Below are 21,751 nucleotides of genomic sequence, written 5' to 3'. Positions count from 1 at the left end.
GCAAATTAAACCGCTTTGGCTCTTTTGTGCAGACGATTGGCGGTATCAAGCCCAGATAAAAGTGATCCCTCTTGCCATGCAGGTATATGTGAGCAATGCTCACCTGCTAGCACAATGCGGTTATCAATGCTAGTTAAGGTCTTATAATATTGATCGCGTGCTTCATAAGTCCATATGCCGTAACACCCTAACGTCCACGGTATACGGTGCCAAACCAACGACGTACCTGATAAAAACTCTTTAGGATACTGCGGATGAATGTGCTTACCATAGGCAAGCGCTGCATCAATACGTTCTTGAGGAGTTAGCGTGTTAAATTTATACGAGGTTGGACCCCATCCATAAGCGCCTAACAGAACGCCAGTTCCTTGACTAAACATATCTTGAGACGGATAGGCAATTTGCTGAATGGGCAAATCAGTGTAAGAAATACCGCCATAAATCCACTCATCCTCTTCCCAAAAACGACGTTTGAATTCAAGTCCTACTTTGAATGAGGTTTGGTAAGGTACCGCTGATATAGCTTCTTGCATAGGTCTTGAGAAGTTAACAGGAATTTGTGTTAATACCGATAAAGGTATGGTACAAATACACCAATCCGCAGTAACCGATTGGGTCGCGCCACCCGTATCATTAGTGTTCACATAATCTACTCGTACCCCATTATCATCTTGATGCACACGGGTTACTTTGGCATTTAGCGTGATCATATCCTGACATTCGCGTGCAAATGCATTACCAATGGCATCCATGCCCCCTACTGGCTGGAACATGGTGGGATGATGCATATACGGAGTGAAGTTGGCGTAGATGTCTGACCACACGCCTGAGTTTAATAGTGCATCAAGTGGGATAGGCGTAGAGGGCTGAGCTTTGGGCATGTCACCGCCTCCAGGGTAAACAGAATACCCACGGTATGTCGCGGTATCCATACTACGCTTGTAGGTATAGTCATTATCCAAAGCGCCCCAGCTTTTGAGATTTTCTAAAAGTTTTTCTTTATCTTCATTGGTTACGGCTTGATCTAAGCCGCCAACATTCACCGCTTTGGACAATAATTCAGAGACATGACCTCTCACATCGGCTTCCACATCACCTAAACGCTGCGGTGCACCATTGAAATGATTAATGCGATGTAGATAAGCACGGTTGTTGGTTTGAATAAAAGGTTCAAGTTTCACCCCGAATTTCTTACAGTAATGGAACACGGCATAATGATGACTGGGAAGACGCCACGGCCCTGGGTTTAAATAGTTGCCATCTTGAAAGTTACAGGTAACCTCTTCGCCCCCAAGTTCGGTAAAGCTATCGCCTCCTCTAAGCGTTATGTTACGACCACCACTACGATCTTGGTATTCAAGAATAGTTACCTTATAGCCAGCTTTTCTTAATTCATACGCCGCTACCATACCCGCTAGACCAGCGCCTAGTACAACAATACTAGCACCTGGAGGTGCGCCTTTAAGATCCATTTGATCTTTAAAACTAGATTCAGATGCAAAGCCTAATGTTGTCATCGCCTGATACATGGCAGTAGCGCCCGCTGTCTTACCAATCATGGAGAGTAGCTGCCGGCGGGTTGGGGATTTAAGATTGTCTAACATTATCTTGTCCTTATAACTTTTAATCGCTAAGTTTGAGCTGATTAAACTAAGTTTAGATCGTCTTAACTAGCTTTAGTTTGTTTTAACTAAGTTTAGATCGTCCTAACTAAGTCAGCGCACTAATTGCGTTTGATAAAGGCTCGAATGATCAAGAACAATATGATTAATCCGGCGATAATACCTAGGATGGCAAGCCACCCAGCATTTTTAATCAAAAAAGGGGTGTCAGGTCTCGCATTAAGATGTGTAATAACATCCTCAGCAGAAACATTACTTTCTGATAACCCGCCAAACTTAACCCGCACATAGTTGGTTAATTGTGCAATTTCATCTGCACTTAAATCGTTAGCAAATCCAGGCATTTTTGGGCGGGTATTGACGACATCATGCACCCCATAGTTGATCACATTGATGACTGGTGCTGGATTATCACGACGTAAGCTGGATAAACCGATAATTGGCGCATATCCCGCATCCGATTGTCCATATCCATTCACTCCATGACAGCTGCCACACTTAGATAGATATAAAGATTCTGCAGGTGACTGTGCTTGAGATTTAGCCGTCTCAAGATAATCAATTTGCTCCATTAAATTGATTTCGATGTCATCGCTATGTTTTTTGGGTAATGCCGCAAGGTTAACTGGCTGCAGTGTATCTTCAGTTTCAATAGCAGGTATGGCTTTTAGATAGCTTGCAATCGCATTAAGATCTTCATCACTTAAATAACGAGTGCTATTCATAACTACTTCACCCATGGGGCCTGCTGCCAAAGCTTTGCCATGTAGTTCACCAGAACGAAGATATTCGACAATCTCATCCTCTGTCCAGCTACCAATACCACTTGCATCATCTGGGGTAATATTAGGTGCAAATACATTACCTAACATAGCGCCTGTCAAGTACTTATCAAACTTGTAACCCATGGTAGAGGTACGCGGCGTGTGACAAGTACCACAGTGTCCCAGATTATCGACCAAATACTGCCCCTTAACTTGCTGTTCGGTCAGGCCATCTCGAACTTCCCAATTCGGCATATTTATAATATTCCATCCAATCATTAACTGGCGAATATTAAATGGGAACTTTAACTGGGTTTCGTATTCGGGTTCTTTGTCTACGGGTGTGACCGTCTGAAGATAAGCAAATAAAGCGTGAATATCCTCATCTGTCATACCACTATAGGAAGGATAAGGCATACCTGGATATAATCGATGCGTCGGTGTTTTACCTTGGGTGATGGCTTTTTTGAGATCCAGCTCTGTGTAGTTACCAATTCCATATTTTACAGAAGGGGTGATATTAGTGGCATAGACTTTACCCATTGGCGTTTCAATAGGGATACCGCCTGAGTAATTTTCTTTATGACAGCCCATACAGTCTGCTTGACGCGCGACATAAGCACCTTGATTAACAAGCGCACTATTTGCTTCACTATACGAAGGCATCATAGTAGGTGCGGCATTGGCTGAGCCAAAAGATAGACAGAATAAAGTAGCCGCCATGAGTTTTGATATGAATATGGACGACATCGAAGATAAGTGTCGAGGGGACAGCTTGTTGAATGATAAAGCAGATATGGACTTCATAACTTCCTCATTTGGCTAGTACTTATATACTGGCTTAATGGTTAAAATAAGGGGTAGGACATTAAACGTTCAATACTTTAAATATTTCAATACCATATAAAGTTATGAGATATATAGTTATTATCAAACTACTAAATGCGCACCTTTTTTAATTATCCTTGATTTAATAATCTTGTTTTAATTAAAGATTATCCAACATATGTATCTATGTAAATAAGAATAACGTAGGCTTAACAATATAGAAACGAATAAACTTGCATCAGTTTACATACTTTAGTAAATTCTAATCTTTTAAGTAGAGTACTTATTAAAACTCTTCTTAACTTTTAAACCCATATAATTATAATCAATCAATAAATTTTAAAGGCTTTCAATAAAACTGGCTATTTGATTTTCAGGGCATAGTAACAAGGCCGCGTATTTGATATAAACATAAAGTTGTTTAAATGATTTATTTAGATATACTAAAAAAGTAACTAAAATTACTATACATTTATTAATTTATTTGTTAACTAACTAACTACTATTAGGGAACTCGGATGGCATTACAAGGATTTAAGCTTAAGCAAACTATTGGCGTGGCTGTTGTTTCTTCAATAGCTTTACTGGTGGGGTGCTCCTCGCAAAACGATAATTACAATGTTGAGTCGACGCAAGTGGCAGCACAGTCAGAGCGACTGGGCACAGAGTGGGGCGATGAAGTCACCTCTAGAGTTCATGAGGTTGATATGCGCCGAGTAAGTAGCGAGCCAATTGATACTATGCAAGTGAATTACGCCGATAAATATTATTCAGGGCGCGCCTTAAATAGTATCTCATTGGTTGCAGGGAAGCTCGACTTCGCCGTACAGGGTGATAGAGGTAGGCTACCGATATATCGTGATGCAGGTAACTACTATCTACAAGGTAAGGCTGGACAAGCCTATCGTCTGACGTATCGTAATAATAGCCAAAAAATATATGAGATTGTTGCCAGTGTGGATGGTTTAGACGTTCTTAATGGCGCTTCGGCGAGTAGATATAATGATGGTTATGTTCTATATCCAAATGATGAATTGGTCATTGAAGGTTTCCGCAAAAGTCAAAATGCGGTCGCCTCCTTTATATTCAGCAAACCAGAAAGTGCTTATGCGGCTAACACTTCCGCAGGATCAATTAATAACACGGGTGTTATAGGTACCGTGGTCTATGAGCTCTATGATCCTAATAAACCTAGATATCAAAGCCCGCAATCTTTTCCAGCGGATAATGGCTATGCTCAGCCGCCAAGATAATAGCGTCAAAAAAATAGTGTGATAGAGTCATTAACACTTATTAACTGCTAATTTTTAAAAAGCTAGTAAATGTCAAAAGCTAGTAAGTGTTAAGACAGCTATCTTTATGTACTATCGTGCAGGTTACTTCAAGACGACTCTTGTGTTTTACCATGTGGTCGTAACCACTTTGCAAACCAGTTTGAAACGTCATCCATGAAAGTATAAACCATTGGAATAACAATCAGACTTAAGAAGGTTGAAGTGACTAGCCCGCCTAATACCGCGGCTGCCATTGGACGGCGGAAGGTTGAATCCACATCACCTAATCCAAATATTAACGGAAGCATACCCGCCCCCATGGCCACCGTGGTCATAATGATGGGTCTTGCCCGTTTTTTACAAGCATCGAGTAACGCATCAAAACGGCTCAGACCATGATCTCTTTCTGCCAAAATAGCGTAATCCACCAATAGAATTGAGTTTTTGGTGGCAATACCCATCAGCATAATAAAACCAATCATAGAGGGCATGGACAAACTGCTGTTGGTAATTACCAAACCGACAAACGCGCCGCCTATTGATAGAGGGAGGGCCATCAAAATAGTAAAGGGCTGAAGCACCTTACCAAAAAGTAAAATTAAGACCCCAAAAATGCAGATAATACCCACACTCATAGCCACTATAAAGCCACTAAATAGCTCAGACATACTCTCAGCTTGACCTTGATCAATGATAGATATGCTTTGAGGTATATTCTTCTCTTGAAGCGATGGTATGGCTTTAACGGCTTCTATCAATTCTCCAAGCTCACCGTCTGCAACTTGCACTGTAATTGTAATAGCACGTTCTCTATCAAATCGCAGTATTTCTGATGGGCCAGTACCAAAGTCTAAATTTGAAACGTCACTAACACGTGCGCCTGCAGGGCTATTACTGGGTACAAATAAATCCCCGAGTTGACTCACATTGTCCTTAGCCTCTTCAGGTAAACGTACAACAATAGGCACTTGGCGCGTCTCTAAATTCAATTTTGAAAGACGCTGTTCGTAGTCACCAAGTGTAGCAACACGTAAGGTATCTGCAACGCCTTGAGTCGTTGCCCCCTGATCGGCCATCGCTATGCGGTCTGGGGTGATGGAGAGCTCTTGACGCGGTAAACTTCGGTTGCTGGTCACGCTACCTGCTAGAGGTAAAGCGCGAATTTCGGACATAATTTGGCGCGCGGTTTGTTCTAATAGTTCAGGATCGGTACTCGTAACGGCAAAACTGTATCCTGATTCACCGCCGCTTGATAACCCGACATCAAAGCGTGCACTTGGGACAGAGGTTAATATATCGCTGATCTCACGCTCAATCTCAATCTTACTTGGACGAGTGCCGCGAGGCTCTAGCACGATATCTAAACTGGCTGCATTTTCGACACTGGCGGCGTTGGATGCGGAGTCCAAACTGGCTTCTTGTGGATCGCCCACGACACTTAAGACGCTCTTGACGCCCTCAACTTGCGATACACGCTCTTCTACCATTTTAGCGATGCGACTGGTATCTTCCAGACTCGCATCTGGCGTAAGCTCAATCCCAACCCGAGTTTGATCAATATTGTTCTCAGGGATGAAAGCTGTGGGCAATTGGGTTACTAATGTTAATGACGCCATAAACAGCAGTAAGGTGATGCCTAAAGTCAACCAGCGATGATGCAGGGTCCATCCTACTGTTTTTAGATATAGCTGCATCACGCGACTTGTCTTTTCGACATGGTTTTTTTCAGGACGTAAGACGTATGCGGCCATCATTGGTGTAATAAGGCGCGCCACCATTAAAGACACAAAAATAGATATGGCAGCTGTCCATCCAAACTGACGAAAGAACTGGCCAACAACACCGCTCATAAAGGCAGTTGGTAAGAATACCGCAATGAGAGTAAACGTGGTGGCTACCACCGCAAGCCCAATCTCGTCCGCTGCTTCCATAGCTGCCTGATAAGGTGTTTTTCCCATACGCAAATGCCGCATGATGTTTTCCACCTCGACAATGGCGTCATCCACCAAAACCCCAATTACTAACGACAATGCCAATAGACTAATAATATTCAAACTAAAATCAAACAGATACATACCCAAAAAGGTAGGTATTACCGATAATGGAAGCGCAACTGCTGATACAATGGTGGCTCGCACGTTACGTAAGAATAAAAATACCACGACAACTGCCAATATACCGCCTTCGATTAGCATTCGTACAGACGCTTGGTAATCTTCATCGACTGGGGTTGCTCTATCGAATACCTTACTTATTTTATAGTTGGGCATATCTTTTTGTAACTTAGCAAGCTCTGCATCGACCAGCTCTACAATCTCAACCTCACTGGCACCTTTAGCACGGGTGACGTTAAAAGCCACTACCGTTTCGCCATCTAATTTAGCAATAGAACCAGGGTCCGCTGTACCGTCTGTGATAGTAGCAATTTCACCTAGACGCTGGGCGCCGCCCGTGGGCAGTGTGATTTGAAGATCATTTAATTCGTTTGCTCTTTCAACCGCACCCAAGACTCTAATATTTTGTTTACTACTGCCTATTTCCGCCTCACCCCCAGAGCTGTCTTGCTGAATACTGGCAATTTGCTGTGACAATTGAGTAATGGGTAATTGTAAAGCGTTTAATGTAATAGGATCGACTTCGACACTCACTTCTCGCTCAAGACCCCCAACACGGCTTACGGTGCTTACCCCCTTAATATCAGACAAGCGTTTGCTGATGGTATCATTAACAAACCAAGACAAGTCCTCAGTACTAATATTATTGGCAGACACACTATAAGTAACTACAGGCAGTCCAGCAGTGGTCACCTTTGTGACTATAGGATCGTTAGCCGCCGCAGGTAAATCACCTTGAACTTCACCAACTGCAGAGCGCACATCATCTACGGCTTCTTGAATATCTTTTTCAAGAACAAACTCAGTCGCTATGGTTGCCGCTCCAGTTTGTAGAGTAGTGCGCATGTGCTTAACGCCCTCAATGCTTGAGATTTTATTTTCAAGCTTTTTGGCGACATCATTTTCAAGCTGGCTAGGCGCGGCTCCAGGTAAGGTGACAGTAACGACCACAGCGGGTAAATCAATGTCGGGAAACTGCTGCACTTTCATTTGCATAAAACCATAAATACCTCCTAGCGTTAAGAGAATAAATAGTAATATGGCTACCAAAGGGTTTCTAATAGAGTAAGCTGAGACGTTAAGGCTCATAAGTGCATCCTGCCTGGGATTAAACAAAATTTGATAATACTTTTAAATTCGTCAATTATTATTGATGTAATTGGCGTAATAAGTCTAAAATAAAAAGCTAATTTATTAGGTTTAAGTAATCCGTTTCAATACTTAGTTTAGATAATAAGTTTAAGTGATTAGCCCTTAGGTTTATTTCAAGATTATTTTTCAGCTAGATTATTTTTCAGCTAGATTATTATCTTTTGTGGTCGTTTGCGTTTTAGAATCTGTACCTACTATTCGAACAATGTCACCATCACTTAAAAAGCTACCGCCTTGACGCACAATATTACCCTTTCCTTTTAAAGGCTCAAGCAATACCACGCGATCACCTTGACGCTCACCAAGATTAACCTTAACGCGATTCACACGGTATATTGTCTTGCGATTCTCATCTTTTACCGCTTTGACTTGCATCACGTAATCATAGCCATCTTGAGTAATTATCGCACTGACTGGAATAGTCACTTTGTTATCCACACCCAGCTTGAATGTACCGCGTTGATACATGCCAGCACGTGCATTTGGATGCGGGGCTAATGAGGCATAAATGGCAATCTTACGACTGCCGTCCTCAGCGGTAGGAGATATTCGAGTCACTTGACCTGAGACGCTTTTATTGTTGGGTAGATTGACTTCTACGCCTGTACCGACATTAATTTGACCCACTTTATTAGGGTCGACTAAAGCTTGCCACTCAAGCTTACCATTTTCAATAATTGTAAATAATGGCTCTGGACCAGGTACGCTGCCCACATATGCGTTTTTATTACTAATCGTCCCACTCACTGGCGCAGTCACTTGTGCGTTATTTAAATTAAGTGTTTGAGTGTTTAAGCGTGCTTTTGAAGCGGCGGCCGCGGCAGCAGCCTGCTCTGCTGTCGCCACATAGCGATCTGCCTCTTGCTGACTGATAGCATCAATCTCAAGTAAGGGCAGAATACGATTAGCGTCTCGCTGAGCTAGTTCATAGCTTGTCTCAGCTTCAGCGAGCTCTGCCTTGGCTTGTGTCAATGCTTGGTTTAAGGCATCGGTGTCGAACACAGCCAGAACCTGTCCTTTTTTAACTTGATCGCCTTCTTTAACAAGTACTCTTTCTATAGCCACGTTATTAATTTTACCGCTTACTGTAGAAGTGCTTTCAGGACTGATAGTACCGTCAGCACTGATATCATTCTCAATGGTAGACTGAGAAGGCTTAACCGTTTCTACAGTCAAAACAGGCTTTTGAGAGGCCAAACTTTCAGAATCGGCTTTATCAGACTTTGAACCTACTATAGAGTTGTTATCATCGCCGACTGCTGTAGATTCAGTAGCTTGTTTAACACCCCACATACGCCCTGCTAGTAACCCTATTGCTAGTGCAGCTATTAATGCCAGCAACAACCATAACCAGTTGTAATTACGCTTCGAAGTAAGGTTAGGATAAGTAGGTGCTGATTTGTCATTATTAGAATGGGAGGATGTATCTTTTTGATTAGGAAGTTTTGTCATATGGGTCTCACAAACGAAAGTAGTGGCGTCTGTATGGTTTTAATGATGTACTCATTAAATAGTTAGTTAACAAATATTCAAATTATACGTTAAAATTTATGATTATGTTGAAAGGCTTTTTTATAGCTAACATCTAACCCTTAATGACTAAACTTTGACTATTATTGAGCCAAAACGGTCGCTTTTAAAACGGTCGCTTTTAAATAGAAAATCACTATAAATAATAGTGTGGTTATCTGGTTTAAGAGTAGACCATAGAATATTGGTAAGTTCTAAATGTAACAATAGTTAAACTAAGTATTGGCTTAATGCAAATCGTGAAAATATATACGTAAACATATGAGCGCTACGCTACATCTTTTAAATAAAACTAACAAACCTTAATTATCATTTTGCAGATAATATCTATAATATATTCTAAGTAATAAGTAATAAGTAATAAGTAATAAGTAATAGATACTAAGTTTAGTAAATGTTTTTAAGCGGCCTATAGCTGCTTGATTTTTAATCTAAACATTTACTTTAAATATTAATAATTATAATTCTGGAGATCTTCATGACATTTAATAAGACACTAAAAAATCCTAAAGTTATTGTATCCTCTGTTTTGGCAGGTTTGATTGCTGTATCAGGCTCAGCTATGGCCAATACAAACTCGATAAGTTATGGTAATGTAACACCAGCTGATCAGCGTAATACGCCAGTTAAGATAACCTTACAAGAAAAGATTGAAGATGAGCGTGGTGAGCTAATTGCGACACAGCCAGGTGAAGTTGAGATTTCGAGCTATACTGGTAGTGTAAGTGATCAAGCTACTATGAATAGTATGAATAACATGAACCGTTCTGCGAACGCTCCATCTAATGTGAATAGAGGTAAGGTGACACCTGCTAGAGCGCTTAACCACCCAGTTGATAATACACTACAGCAAAAGATTGTAGGTCCAGATGGTGAATTACTAGCAACTCAACCAGGTAGGGTGCAGATTAGTGAAAACAACCGCGCTCAGTCAGCTTCTAATTCTAGTTATAATACCAATAATCGAAACACTCAAGCTATGGACAATACGCCGTTATTACCTGGCGAAACATATGGTAATATAACGCCTGCTAGTCAGCGTACACAACCTGCACCAATTACGCTTCAAGAACGTATCAAAGACAGAGTTGGTGAATTAGAAGCCACACAACCAGGCGAAATAGAAATTCAAGAGAGCCGTCGTGTTGTAAGTGATCGTTAAGCTTGATTATATGAGCTTACCTTAATGAGCTATGAAAGATTTAAGTTTGCTTTTTTATAGTTCTTATATGTATAAGCTCATATAAATAGCATCATTTAACTAGTGTCATTTAACTAGGATTATTTATTGAAATTGTACTAAAAGACGTTCATTTATAAATACATATTATGAAAAAGGGAGCTTGACGCTCTCTTTTTTTTTGCAAGTTTTTTGTTCTTTTCATAACTGACTTAAAGTATCTTTTTAGCTAAAGCTTTTTTCCAACTGTCTTCTAAACAGGCTATGTCCAACCAAGGCGCTATTATAGTCTCATTTACTTTATTCTTTTCATTGGTAAGCTTCCATAACGCTGCTAAAGTTGCAAAAGGATAAGGGCGATCGACCAAATACACAGGCATGTTTTCTTGTATAACGCCTTGTTTTACGACTTTGAAATACCATCCCGAAATACCTTGACGGCTTATCCATGAGGCAATGTTGGTTTTAACCGTATTAACACCAATTTGATCATTGATTTTATAGCAAGGTCTTCTTGGCTGAACCACCATAAGTTGAACACAATCTTCAGTGTCGCCATATTGATAGATATCACCAATACATACGTTGGCCTCGGTCATAGGCATGGCGCTATTGGTAGAAGTGGTTATTAAGTTCTCACCTAATAGGCCAGGCTCCACTCTAAGTCCGAAAGCTTCATTAAGGCGATCATAGGTTTTGGTACTCATCTGATGAATCGCTTTTAGATGACCGCCATGATGACGTCTGTCTGCTTGCTCATCCGTAACCAAACCTAAATAATTAACTTCAGTAGGCACTTTTGTCGGTGATTTATTAATGGCGCTTTGCTGTTCACGCGTGAAAGGCATCGCTTGTCCGGTACGAACCTGTTGCAAATTAGCGATTTGGTAAGGAAGGTCGGTGCTGGTAATATCTCGAGTATGATCGATAGCGTTTTGAGTCATAATTTGAATACACTTTTATATAATTGGCTATATATTTCAAGTTTTCTACAATGTGCGGAGTTTATAGTGTTAACTATAACCCAAAATGGCCATCTATTTAGCGTTTTATACTTTAACATCTTATTTAAACAAGCTAATTCATGTAAGACCCGTATTTTATAAATAGCTGTTTTGAAGACAGTCGTTTTAAAGATAGTCATTTAGACTACAGTCGATTATAGACAGCTATGTCTAAGAACAATCATTTAAGTAATGTTCAACAAACCCTAAATGAAATAAAAATAAAAAACGCACCTAAATAATAGGTGCGTTTAATACTAATGCATTTAACAATAATCTAGATACGAATATATAGTCAAAGAACTTTAAAGTAGTCACAAGGCAACCGAGTGCAAGTACTACTAGGGTAGGCTTAACGAGGTTAACACCGTGACTCTTTATAAGTTCGCCGACTATATTAGAAACGGTAACCCACACCTAAATAGGTAATGTATGGGTCGATATCAATGTTAGACACGGCTTTAATAAGTTTTTCACCTTGAGCGTTTTTGACCGTTATGGTCGTGTCACTATCAAGCTTGGCATAGCTGATTGAACCAACAGCAAACCAATCATCATTCAAATCATAGGTGGCACCCACATTAATGATAGGGGCAAAAACACTGTCAGCTTCTGCTTCTACTTTCATAGTGGCTACTTGAGCATCAGCATTATTAACAATATCTTCTTTAGTTCCTAATGCAGCTCCGGCTTTGTTGTCGCTAATTAATTGCAAGCGACCAGCAGAGATCGCCAAATCATTAACCAGACCTTTATTTAAGTCAATGTCATTAAAGTAGGCAAACATAACGCCAGCGCCAACATAAGGACGGAATTTGTTAACCCCAGGCTTGCCGAACTGATATTGTACTAAGGCTGCAGGTAACCAAGCTCGTGCTGTAGAAGAAACCCCATTACCTTGAGTCAGGTCAGTGATTTGGATGTCTTTTTTAATATCAAAGTCGCCTACAATATCGTTTGCCACACCAGATGGTGTTACTGTGCCTTCAAAAGGCGCGAAAACCTCACCTTTACCCAAAATATCAACTTTTGGTGGAATACCTGCTTTAGATTCTACAGCCCAATGCTCATCAATATAATACGTAAATAGGAGACCAATAGTATCAACGCTGTCTGATTCCAGTCCTGTACCAGGTGTCGCAAAGTTCTCCAAGCCGTAACTTCTACTAACGCCTGATAAATCACCAAGAAGGGGCGTATTAGATAGATCGGTATCATCCCCTAACTGGGGATCTCTTGGTAAGTCTAAAGCGGATTTGATTTGATCGACACGGGCTTCCCCTTGTGCTGGATCAATAACTTCTTTAACCTGACCTACAGTGACACTGCCATTTTCTGCTAAAAATCCGTTATAAATGGCTGTTTTATTCTTAACGGGTGTTGCATCGCCAGTTGGTTCAGCATGTAACCAACCTGCAGAGACAGAGAAACGCTTAAAACTACCATCAGTTTTAAAAAAGTCAAATTGGGCATTAGCGGATTGGGCAAATAAAGCGGGTACGGCAAGCGCGCAGGCAAGCGAGATTGATTTTTTCATGGTACGTCCTTGTGGCGAAAAATACAGCTTAGTATAAATAATTCGGTATAAGAGTGATGTCCATATGCACCGAATTCTCGTCAGATAAGACGAGTAAAGTATGTTACAGTTACCGATAAGCAATTACTAGATTAGCGTCTACTATTTTACCGTTACTAGCGATATACATCATTAGCAATATAATAGTTAGATAAGAATTATAAAGCCATAAAACATGCAAAGGGTGATGATAAGCTAAATATAATAAACAAATATAGTAAGCTAACTTTTAATGTCTTAAATCTCAGCCACATGTTAAATTAGTATCTAAACCTAGTAACAAAACTATTAACAATGCTAGTAACAAAGATAGTAATAAAGTCTTTATATGGACTTTATTCTAAGAAAACAAATACCTATAGTCAATCAATTAATTCAAATTTGTTTTGTACACTTGTGCATTGAATATAGTGGATATCTTATTGACAATAAAGAGCTTGTTTACAATTTTAACCTGCTGTAAATCTTCAAATATATCCTAGAATCCGTCTGCTTAAAGTCGTTATTATTAAGCTAAAAAGAACCATAAGAGGTGGTCATGTCACAATTATTATCCGATACTCAAATCTTAGATAACTCTTTAGATAACTCTTTTGATAACCAGAATGAACAAGTAAGCCCTTCTGGGGAAGGTACTGCTAAGCATGGCCTTCATAACTTCAAATTCGATGAGGCCATTAAAGAGCTTAAGGCCAAATTTGGTAATGATTTAAGTACCAATCTCACTACTCGCGAGCAACATGCGCATACGATGACTTGGCTGACTAGCCAGCCTGCTGATGCTGTATTGATGGCGAACAGTAAAGACGATGTGGCTGAAGCGGTGGCGATTTGTAACCGTCATCAGATGCCAGTTATTGCTTTTGGGATTGGCTCTTCTTTAGAAGGTCAGCTCAACGCCCCGTATGGTGGCTTATGTATCGACATGAGTAACCTGAACGATATTATCAAAGTAAATAACGAAGATCTTACGGTTACGGTGCAGCCAGGTGTCACGCGCGAACAGCTTAATCATTACTTACGTGATACTGGCTTGTTTTTTCCTATTGATCCCGGTGCCAATGCGACCATCGGTGGTATGGTCGCCACGCGTGCTTCAGGGACAAATGCAGTACGCTATGGCACGATGAAAGATGTGGTATTGGCTTTAGAAGTCGTTACTGCCGAAGGAAACATCATTAAAACGGGGAGCAGAGCTAAGAAGTCTGCAGCAGGTTATGACTTAACCCGATTGATGATTGGCTCAGAAGGCACCCTAGGTATCGTGACTGAGATTACCCTAAAGCTATTTGGTATTAGTGAATGTGTGGCTAGCGGGGTATGTCATTTCCCCAGTGTGGAAGCAGCCTGTGAAGCCACAATGATGACCATTCAAATGTGTTTGCCTATCGCCCGCATCGAGCTGCTTGATACCTTACAAGTTAAAGCGTGCAACAGCTACTCTAATTTAAACTTAAAAGAAATGCCCACATTGTTTGTTGAATTTCACGGCAGTACGGCTGGCGTACAAGAACAAGCCGAAATATTTGCTGACATTGTAGAAGGGTGTGGCGGTTCAGACTTCGCTTGGGACAGCAATGAAGAGGCGCGCAAAAAACTATGGCATGCTCGTCATAATGCGTATCCGGCCAGTTGCGCCTTACGTCCTCAAGCGCAAGCACTTTCTACCGATGCTTGTGTACCCATATCACGACTCGCTGAGTGTGTCAGCGAGACTGCAAAAGATATTGAAGCTTCAGGCATGATAGGCCCAATAGTTGGTCACGTTGGAGATGGTAATTTCCATGTATTATTGCTTGTCGATACTTATAATGCCGAAGAAATAGAGACAGCTGAGAAAATTATTGGACGATTGGCTAAGCGAGCCATTGACATGGAAGGCACTTGTACCGGCGAGCATGGTATTGGTCAGGGCAAACAAAAATACATGCAGTATGAGCATGGAGATGCGGTAGGCGTGATGCAAGCGATCAAAAAAGCCTTAGACCCCAAAAATATCTTAAACCCAGGTAAGATATGGCCTGCATAGTCAACAGATTAACGGTCTTAAAAGACAAGCGTTATAGCGCCTTTATGGCTTGCACATAAACGTCGGCATCTTTTTTTGAGAAACAACAAAAGATAACGTCTTTAATCGAATTGTCAGCGGTTGCAGCATGTTCTTTTTTATCTTGTGTTAAGTTTTCTATCACACTGCTGATTGCAATGCGTGCAGCACGTTCAACAGGATAGCCATAAACGCCTGTACTAATGGCAGGAAAGGCAATGCTGGTCACATTGTTTTGCTGCGCAAGCTGTATTGAATTTAAATAACAATTGCGAAGCAGCTGCGCCTCGCCGCAGTCGCCACCATGCCATACAGGCCCAACGGTGTGGATAACATAGTTTGCAGGCAGTTTGAATCCAGGGCTAATTTTGGCACTGCCAGTTGGGCAACCGCCCAAAGTACGGCAGTACTCAACCAATTCTGGACCTGCCGCGCGATGAATGGCGCCATCCACACCGCCGCCACCTAACAAGCTTGAGTTAGCAGCATTGACAATGGCGTCTACCTCAAGCTTGGTAATGTCTGCTTGAATTACGGCAAGACGAACCTGCTGCTTTTCATTGTCTGCACCTCTGATATCAAGTAGCGTGTGATAAAGGGGATGTTGTAAATCCGATGACATAGGAGCTCCTATAACCTAAAAGTAGTCGTTTAAAGTAGATGTTTAATGAAACCCATGCTAATAAAGTTGCTGCGAATAAAAAGTGCATAAAAAGAGCATTGAAAAAGTGTTTATAGTTATTTTAGCAATAATACATTTATAATATACGCTCTTTTGTTTAGGATACGTCTATGACTCCGTCTACTACGCCAGTTCATGCCCCGGTAAAAGCTTTTTTTAATAAATATTTTATTGACGCCTTTACGGGTATGGCGCTAGGCTTATTTGTGACCTTGATTGCAGGGCTGATCTTCTCTCAAGTAGGACGTGCGCTAGATTTACCCCTTTTAATTGACTTAGGAAAGCTTGCCTCAATATTAATGGGTGCGGGAATTGGGGTAGGGATTGCTTATTATCTAAAAGCGCCCACATTGGTCGTATTTGCGTGTTTGGTGGCTGGTATGATGGGCGCACATTCAGAGGCTTTAATGGCTGGGCGTTTGTTTATACCGCAAGAAGGAGCGCCTTCTACCTTTTTAGCGCTTCCAGGTAATCCTATTGGCGCTTATCTTGCCACTGTGTTTGCTTATCGCGCTGGTACATGGATTCAAGGTAAGACAAAGCTTGATATTATTTTGGTCCCTGCTGTTGTCGGGCTGTTGGCGTTGGCAGTTTGCGCCTGGTTAAATCCACCTGTGGTCAGCGTTGTTAATAGCATTGGTGAAGGCATTAAAGTGGCCACTCAATTACAACCGTTGATGATGGGGGTAGTGATTGCGGTAGTGGTGGGATTGCTACTGACCATGCCGACGTCTAGCGCTGCTATTTGTATCGCTATTGGTTTAGATGGTTTGGCTGGCGGGGCGGCGGTGGTTGGCTGTGCTGCGCATATGGTCGGGTTTGCCGTCGCAAGTTATAAAGACAATGGAATGAGTGGGCTTATTGCACAAGGGGTGGGCACAAGTATGCTACAAATACCCAATATATTTAAAAAGCCCATTATCTTACTGCCTGTGGTGATCGCCAGTTCGATTGTGGGCCCTATTGCCACAGTTGGATTTGGGCTAATGAGTACCGCGAGCGGCTCAGGTATGGGAACCGCAGGTTTTGTGGGTGTATTTGGGGTACTTGAAGCATCCAAAGACATCTTGTCACCTACCATGATGTGGATGGGGATTGTGCTGTTAATGTTTGTCTTACCCGCCTTAATCGCAGGAGGGGTAGCATGGGTTATGCGCCGTATTGGATTGATAAATTACGGTGATATGAAGCTACCTTAATAGTACACAGCTTATACAGTATAAATTTGTATTTATACCCTACTTTGCTAGTATTTAATTAAGCCTCATTTAATGAGTCTGCAATAGGACAACCGCTTTTAGGCTATGGTCGATTGAAGGTTAAAGTAAAATAGTAATGTAAAGCGTTAGCCTCTTTTGCAGTAACAGCTTCTCTTGCAGTCAATATACAAAATAGGTGTTATCTTGATGAGTGCAATCCGTCTTATAAGCGAAGCTTCATTGCAGATATAGTCAAATAAGTCTAAAATGGTTACAAGGCAACCAAGTGCAAGTACTACTGCAGTAGGCTTAACGAGGTTAACACTGTAACCGTTTAGTAGTTCGCTGACTATAGCTTGTGATTAAGACGCAATTAAGACCGTTAACTAGAAAATAAGGAAATCACTATGGCGAATAACTCAAAGATTAAAGATTTGAAAAAAGACATCAAAAAAGCTGAAAAGAAGATCGAAAAAAAGGTCAAAAAGCTCGATAAGCTTAAAGATGAAAAAAAGATAGACAAAAAGGTAGAAAAGAAAAAAGCGAAGAAAAAAGCGTCAAAAAAATCTATGAAATAAGCGTTTAACTTATTTATAAGTTATAGAATATAAATTATAAATGCTGTTTAAATTTTAAATCGAATAGATTAGTCTATCGTATCAAATTATTGCTCTGTATATGACGTATATAATTTGATGTATTGAAAAGGACAGCCTATGTGCTGTCCTTTTTGATGTCAGTATCAATAACAATAAATGATTTATAAAATGTATGTATTTAACTATTTAGTTTGCGGCTGCCTTAGACCGTGCTAAATTCGTCAAATTACCAGCATAATCCATAATGTGAAAGATCTCATTTTGTTCGCTGGTACTAGAGACCAGTCGGGCACCAGGACCACGGGCGTAAATAGCCACATCTTCAGCAGCGTGAGTTTCTGATTTTAAAGGTACTAAGGCTTCTTGATGAAAGCCCGATCTTAAGGTGTCGACTGCGTGTAAATCGTGCGCATCTCGGCCACTAACGGCGTCATTATCATACACCACATCCGCATTCGTTTCGTCTCCTAAGTCATGATGTCCTAGGCCATTTGCATAACTTAAAGTGGTATAAGGCTTGTTGTCCATCGCCAAATCAGGCGTTGTTTTAGGCTCACCGTATTTGTCATTGCCCACAACTTTACCCAAGATTGGGTTGCCACGGGTAGGGTAGCCTGCCAAGGTTAATACATGGCTATGGTCTGCGGTAACGATGATTAGAGTATCTTCAGGGGATGTCTTGCGCATGGCGGCTTCAACCGCGTTAGAGAACTCAATAGTGTCGGTTAGCGCATTATAAGCACTACCCGCGTGATGGCCATGATCAATACGCCCTGACTCAACCAGCATAAAAAAACCATCCTCGTCTTGATTTAACAAATCTATGGCTTTGGTGGTCATTTGGGTCAGCGAAGGCTCGCCAGACTTATCATTATGCCGATCTGCTTCGTACTGCATATGCGAGGAATTAAATAAACCAAGGACTTTTTTGGCATGATTGGGTATGGCATCAAACTGGGCCTTGTTTTGTACCAGCACGCCGCCTGTATTCTGTTGCCATACTTGAGTGAGATCAGTGTTATCTCGACGCTTACCTGTCTTACCTTCTAGATCAGTGCTGGATTTATCAATAAAATGACGGCGACCACCCCCAAATGCCACATCGACATAAGGCGATTCAACGAACTGGGTGGCAATATCTTTACAGCCGCCACGTTTGGCTTCGTCACTTAATTTGTCATCACTTTCCCAGTTACGCTCAGAGGTTTTGGCATAAGCGGCAGCTGGAGTTGCATGCGTTAAGCGTGCGGTGGTGACAATCCCGGTGGCCTTGCCCGCCATAGATGCCAGCTCTAGCGCTGTCACTAGCTCTGCATGCTTCTCACCTTTAAATCCGGTACATGTTGCGCGGTTGGCACGGTCAGTAATCCCTAGTACCCCAGCTTTTGTCTTAACGCCGGTGAGCATTGCCGTCGCTGTGCCTGCCGAATCGGGTGTTTGCTGATTGGTATTGTAGGTTTTGATCAAACCAGTATAAGGTAGGGTTTCAAAAGATAATAAGTTCTCCTCCCCCGTATTGCCTTGATTTTGACCCTCTAAGATACGCGCGGCGGTCACGGTAGATACGCCCATGCCATCGCCTATAAATAGAATAATGTTCTTGGCTTTACCTTGATCGATAGTGGTTTGTTTTGACTCTGAAATAATTTTATTTATTTCAGCTTCGTTTTGCGCCACTTTTAGAGCACCCGCCTCAAACCAAGCTTCGCTTTTTTCATTTAATGGCGCTTGAATGGGGGACATATTATCTTGATAGTTTGTTTGCTGTGCAGACAGGCTAGTACAGCTGGTAATCGTGGCTGTTAGTAGAGTCATGCTTACAGTCAGTAGGGCGGTATTTAGACGGCTTTTTTTAAGGCTATATCTAGAGGTATTGTTTTTATGAATGTTGTCGGTTCTGCGGTGCAACATAAGTTTCTCCTGCCGAATTAACGACGAATAAGTTTAATTGTTATATGTAAAATGATTGATCGTTTTGGTATCTTGATCGTTTTTTAGTAGCTTTAGTTGTACTTGAGTCGGTTGCTGTATGACTTGTTCATCTAACAACGGCTATAGCTAGTTATATAAATTGTCATACAGAGCGCTATACAAACCGCTAAACAGATCGAAAAACATAAGGCTATTTGGCTACGACACCAAGCCCAAGCGCTTTGTTAATGACATGAAATACAGCATTTTGTTCCATAACCCCTTGTACATAAGCTGATCCTGGGCCTTTAGCATGTAATGAGATGTCTTCGCCCGCATGTGATTCTGAGTCAAGAGAAACTAAGGCTTCTTGATGATATCCTGGGCGAGTCGTGTCAATATGGGTTAAATCACGGCGTCCTGTTTCAGGGCCAGAATCGTACGATTTATCTGCATTGGTGTTATCACCTAAGTCGCGATAACCAAGACCATTACCATACGTTACGGTAGTGTAAGGCATATCATCTAATGCAAGCTTTGGCGCTGATTCTGGAAGCCCGTGCTCATCCGTTCCCACGACTTTACCTAAGATGGGGTTCCCACGTTTTGGATAGCCGGCTAGGGTAAACACATGGCTATGATCGGCGGTTACCATGATTAAGGTATCGTCGCCTACCATGTTTTGCGCCGCATCCACCGCTTCTGAATATTCGATGGTGTCTTCTAGCGCGTTATATGCATTGCCTGCATGGTGGGCATGGTCAATACGCCCTGATTCAACCACCAGCACATAACCTTTGTCTGTTTTTGCGCTGCGATTTTCTAACAATTCGATGGCTTTGGTAGTCATGTCAATAAGTGAAGGTTCACCAGACACGTCATTGCTACGATCAGACTCATATTGCATGTGGGAGGCGTTAAATAGGCCCAGTACCTTGTCTGCATCGCTTGGAATAGTATTAAACCCAGTTTCATCTTCTACGTATACGCCGCCTGTACGAGATTGCCATTCTTCTATAAGGTTTTTACCATCCGTGCGTTTGCCATTTTGGCCTTCATTATCTACCGCCTCTTTACTGATAAAGTGACGACGACCCCCACCAAAGGCGACATCTATACCATCGCCTTGACCAGGCTTGGTACCAAATTCGACAAATTGTGTGGCGATGTCCTGACAGCCGTTTAGTTTTGCTTCATCAGTGAGCTTGTCATCACTTTCCCAATTACGCTCAGGAGACTTGGCATAGGTTGCAGCAGGTGTTGCATGGGTCAAACGGGCAGTGGTCACCACACCAGTGGATAGCCCTTGAGTTTCAGCATATTCAAATAAGGTGTTTAACTCTCGACCGCTGGCACTGGCGCAGTCTGCGCGCCGTGCATCAGGGGCAATATTTAAAACCCCTGCTCGAGTCTTAACGCCAGATACCATCGCAGTCATAGTACCTGCCGAATCGGGCGTTTGCTGATTGGTGTTATAAGTTTTAATAAGGGCGGTATTGGGATAACGCTCAAAACTTAAGTAGTTTTCCTCTCCCATCATCCCTTTTTGTTGACCGTCTAAAATACGCGCTGCGGTTAAGGTTGAGATGCCCATACCATCGCCCACAAATAAAATAACGTTTTTGGCGCGGCCTACGTCTTTTGAGCTGTTGACTTTTTGCTGAACGCTGGCTTTGGCATCGGTAAACCAAGGATCGTTGGTTTGATAGGCGGGCAATACGTCTGCCATGGCAGTACTACAAGTAATCGTCATCATAAAGGCTGTCAATGCGGTATAGGCAGTCTTAAAAAGTGGCGACGGTATTAAGTATTTATTATCATTTTTAAAAGAGGGGGTAGAGGTCATATTCACATCCTAGGTAAACCATAAATTAACTATCAATAAGAGTTTCAATTTCAGTTTTATCAGTTTGGTGTTACAAAGTTATTAATATGACCCATTAAATAAAATATAAATAAGAATAAAGTGGAACGCGTTAGAACTTTTCAAAAATAAAAAACAGTGTTTTAAAATTCATAAGCTATCAAGATCCATGCAAACCGTCGCAAAACATGCACAACCGTAGCTCACGACCCGCGCAAACTGTCGCGCAAATATAGATACTTAGTCTTAACATAGCTTACGAAACACCCAAAATTAAAGCACACGAATCGCGTTATAAACGGTGACGAATTTGATATCTTAATAAAGTATGGTTTTAACACACAGACTACTTGGCAGTTATTAGCACAGAGATCGATTACCCTATCCATTTTATATAGCTAGAAC

At 41.6% G+C, this 21,751-nt stretch carries 15 protein-coding genes; 6 read left to right on the top strand and 9 right to left on the bottom strand.

The genetic code is table 11. The features are described 5' to 3' along the window. Positions 1-5: 5 nt before the first annotated feature. A complete protein-coding gene (locus AC21OH_RS10705; RefSeq protein WP_487370436.1) occupies positions 6-1,604 on the bottom strand; it encodes a flavin monoamine oxidase family protein in 1,599 nt (532 codons plus the stop codon). A gap of 119 nt (positions 1,605-1,723) precedes the next feature. Next, on the bottom strand, positions 1,724-3,055 hold the full coding sequence (locus tag AC21OH_RS10700; RefSeq protein ID WP_487370435.1) for a cytochrome c: 1,332 nt from the start codon (positions 3,053-3,055) through the stop codon (positions 1,724-1,726). Between the two features lie 13 nt (positions 3,056-3,068). Between AC21OH_RS10700 and AC21OH_RS10695 the strand changes: the two genes are divergently transcribed. Both AC21OH_RS10695 and AC21OH_RS10690 read left to right on the top strand, forming a co-directional pair. Beyond that, positions 3,069-3,212, top strand: coding sequence for a hypothetical protein (locus AC21OH_RS10695; RefSeq protein ID WP_486536276.1), 144 nt, complete (start codon positions 3,069-3,071; stop codon positions 3,210-3,212). Positions 3,213-3,732: 520 nt separating this feature from the next. Beyond that, positions 3,733-4,467 carry a hypothetical protein gene (locus tag AC21OH_RS10690; RefSeq protein ID WP_487370434.1) on the top strand — a complete coding sequence of 245 codons (735 nt, stop codon included), beginning with the start codon at positions 3,733-3,735 and terminating at the stop codon, positions 4,465-4,467. A 128-nt stretch (positions 4,468-4,595) separates the two neighbouring features. Here AC21OH_RS10690 and AC21OH_RS10685 read toward each other — a convergent pair whose 3' ends face one another. Together AC21OH_RS10685 and AC21OH_RS10680 are read right to left on the bottom strand one after the other, a co-directional pair. Then, positions 4,596-7,691, bottom strand: coding sequence for an efflux RND transporter permease subunit (locus tag AC21OH_RS10685; protein WP_487370433.1), 3,096 nt, complete (start codon positions 7,689-7,691; stop codon positions 4,596-4,598). A 198-nt stretch (positions 7,692-7,889) separates the two neighbouring features. Beyond that, positions 7,890-9,206, bottom strand: coding sequence for an efflux RND transporter periplasmic adaptor subunit (locus AC21OH_RS10680; RefSeq protein WP_487370432.1), 1,317 nt, complete (start codon positions 9,204-9,206; stop codon positions 7,890-7,892). A 556-nt stretch (positions 9,207-9,762) separates the two neighbouring features. On the opposite strand from AC21OH_RS10680, the gene AC21OH_RS10675 reads away from it, so the two are divergent. Next, positions 9,763-10,446, top strand: a complete 684-nt coding sequence (locus AC21OH_RS10675) for a hypothetical protein (RefSeq protein WP_487370431.1) — start codon at positions 9,763-9,765, stop codon at positions 10,444-10,446. 230 nt (positions 10,447-10,676) lie between these two features. On the opposite strand, the gene AC21OH_RS10670 is transcribed toward AC21OH_RS10675, so the two are convergent. Next, positions 10,677-11,408, bottom strand: a complete 732-nt coding sequence (locus AC21OH_RS10670) for an MOSC domain-containing protein (RefSeq protein WP_487370430.1) — start codon at positions 11,406-11,408, stop codon at positions 10,677-10,679. A 457-nt stretch (positions 11,409-11,865) separates the two neighbouring features. Then, positions 11,866-13,005, bottom strand: coding sequence for an OmpW/AlkL family protein (locus AC21OH_RS10665; RefSeq protein ID WP_487370429.1), 1,140 nt, complete (start codon positions 13,003-13,005; stop codon positions 11,866-11,868). A gap of 577 nt (positions 13,006-13,582) precedes the next feature. On the opposite strand from AC21OH_RS10665, the gene AC21OH_RS10660 reads away from it, so the two are divergent. Continuing rightward, positions 13,583-15,073: an FAD-binding oxidoreductase gene (locus AC21OH_RS10660; protein ID WP_487370428.1), complete on the top strand. Its 1,491-nt coding sequence runs from the start codon at positions 13,583-13,585 to the stop codon at positions 15,071-15,073. A gap of 31 nt (positions 15,074-15,104) precedes the next feature. Here AC21OH_RS10660 and AC21OH_RS10655 read toward each other — a convergent pair whose 3' ends face one another. Further along, positions 15,105-15,713, bottom strand: coding sequence for an O-acetyl-ADP-ribose deacetylase (locus AC21OH_RS10655; protein WP_487370427.1), 609 nt, complete (start codon positions 15,711-15,713; stop codon positions 15,105-15,107). A 170-nt stretch (positions 15,714-15,883) separates the two neighbouring features. Between AC21OH_RS10655 and AC21OH_RS10650 the strand changes: the two genes are divergently transcribed. Continuing rightward, on the top strand, positions 15,884-16,972 hold the full coding sequence (locus AC21OH_RS10650; RefSeq protein WP_487370426.1) for a PTS sugar transporter subunit IIC: 1,089 nt from the start codon (positions 15,884-15,886) through the stop codon (positions 16,970-16,972). 407 nt (positions 16,973-17,379) lie between these two features. Next, complete coding sequence (locus tag AC21OH_RS10645) at positions 17,380-17,550, top strand: hypothetical protein (RefSeq protein WP_487370425.1); 171 nt, start codon at positions 17,380-17,382, stop codon at positions 17,548-17,550. Positions 17,551-17,757: 207 nt separating this feature from the next. Here AC21OH_RS10645 and AC21OH_RS10640 read toward each other — a convergent pair whose 3' ends face one another. Then, a complete protein-coding gene (locus tag AC21OH_RS10640; protein WP_487370424.1) occupies positions 17,758-19,482 on the bottom strand; it encodes an alkaline phosphatase family protein in 1,725 nt (574 codons plus the stop codon). Between the two features lie 211 nt (positions 19,483-19,693). Beyond that, on the bottom strand, positions 19,694-21,328 hold the full coding sequence (locus AC21OH_RS10635; protein WP_487370423.1) for an alkaline phosphatase: 1,635 nt from the start codon (positions 21,326-21,328) through the stop codon (positions 19,694-19,696). Positions 21,329-21,751 lie beyond the last annotated feature (423 nt).

Source organism: Psychrobacter sp. CX10, from assembly GCF_057621575.2.
The sequence above is the reverse complement of the archived record's forward strand: the minus strand, read 5'-3'. Positions and strand labels throughout refer to the sequence as shown.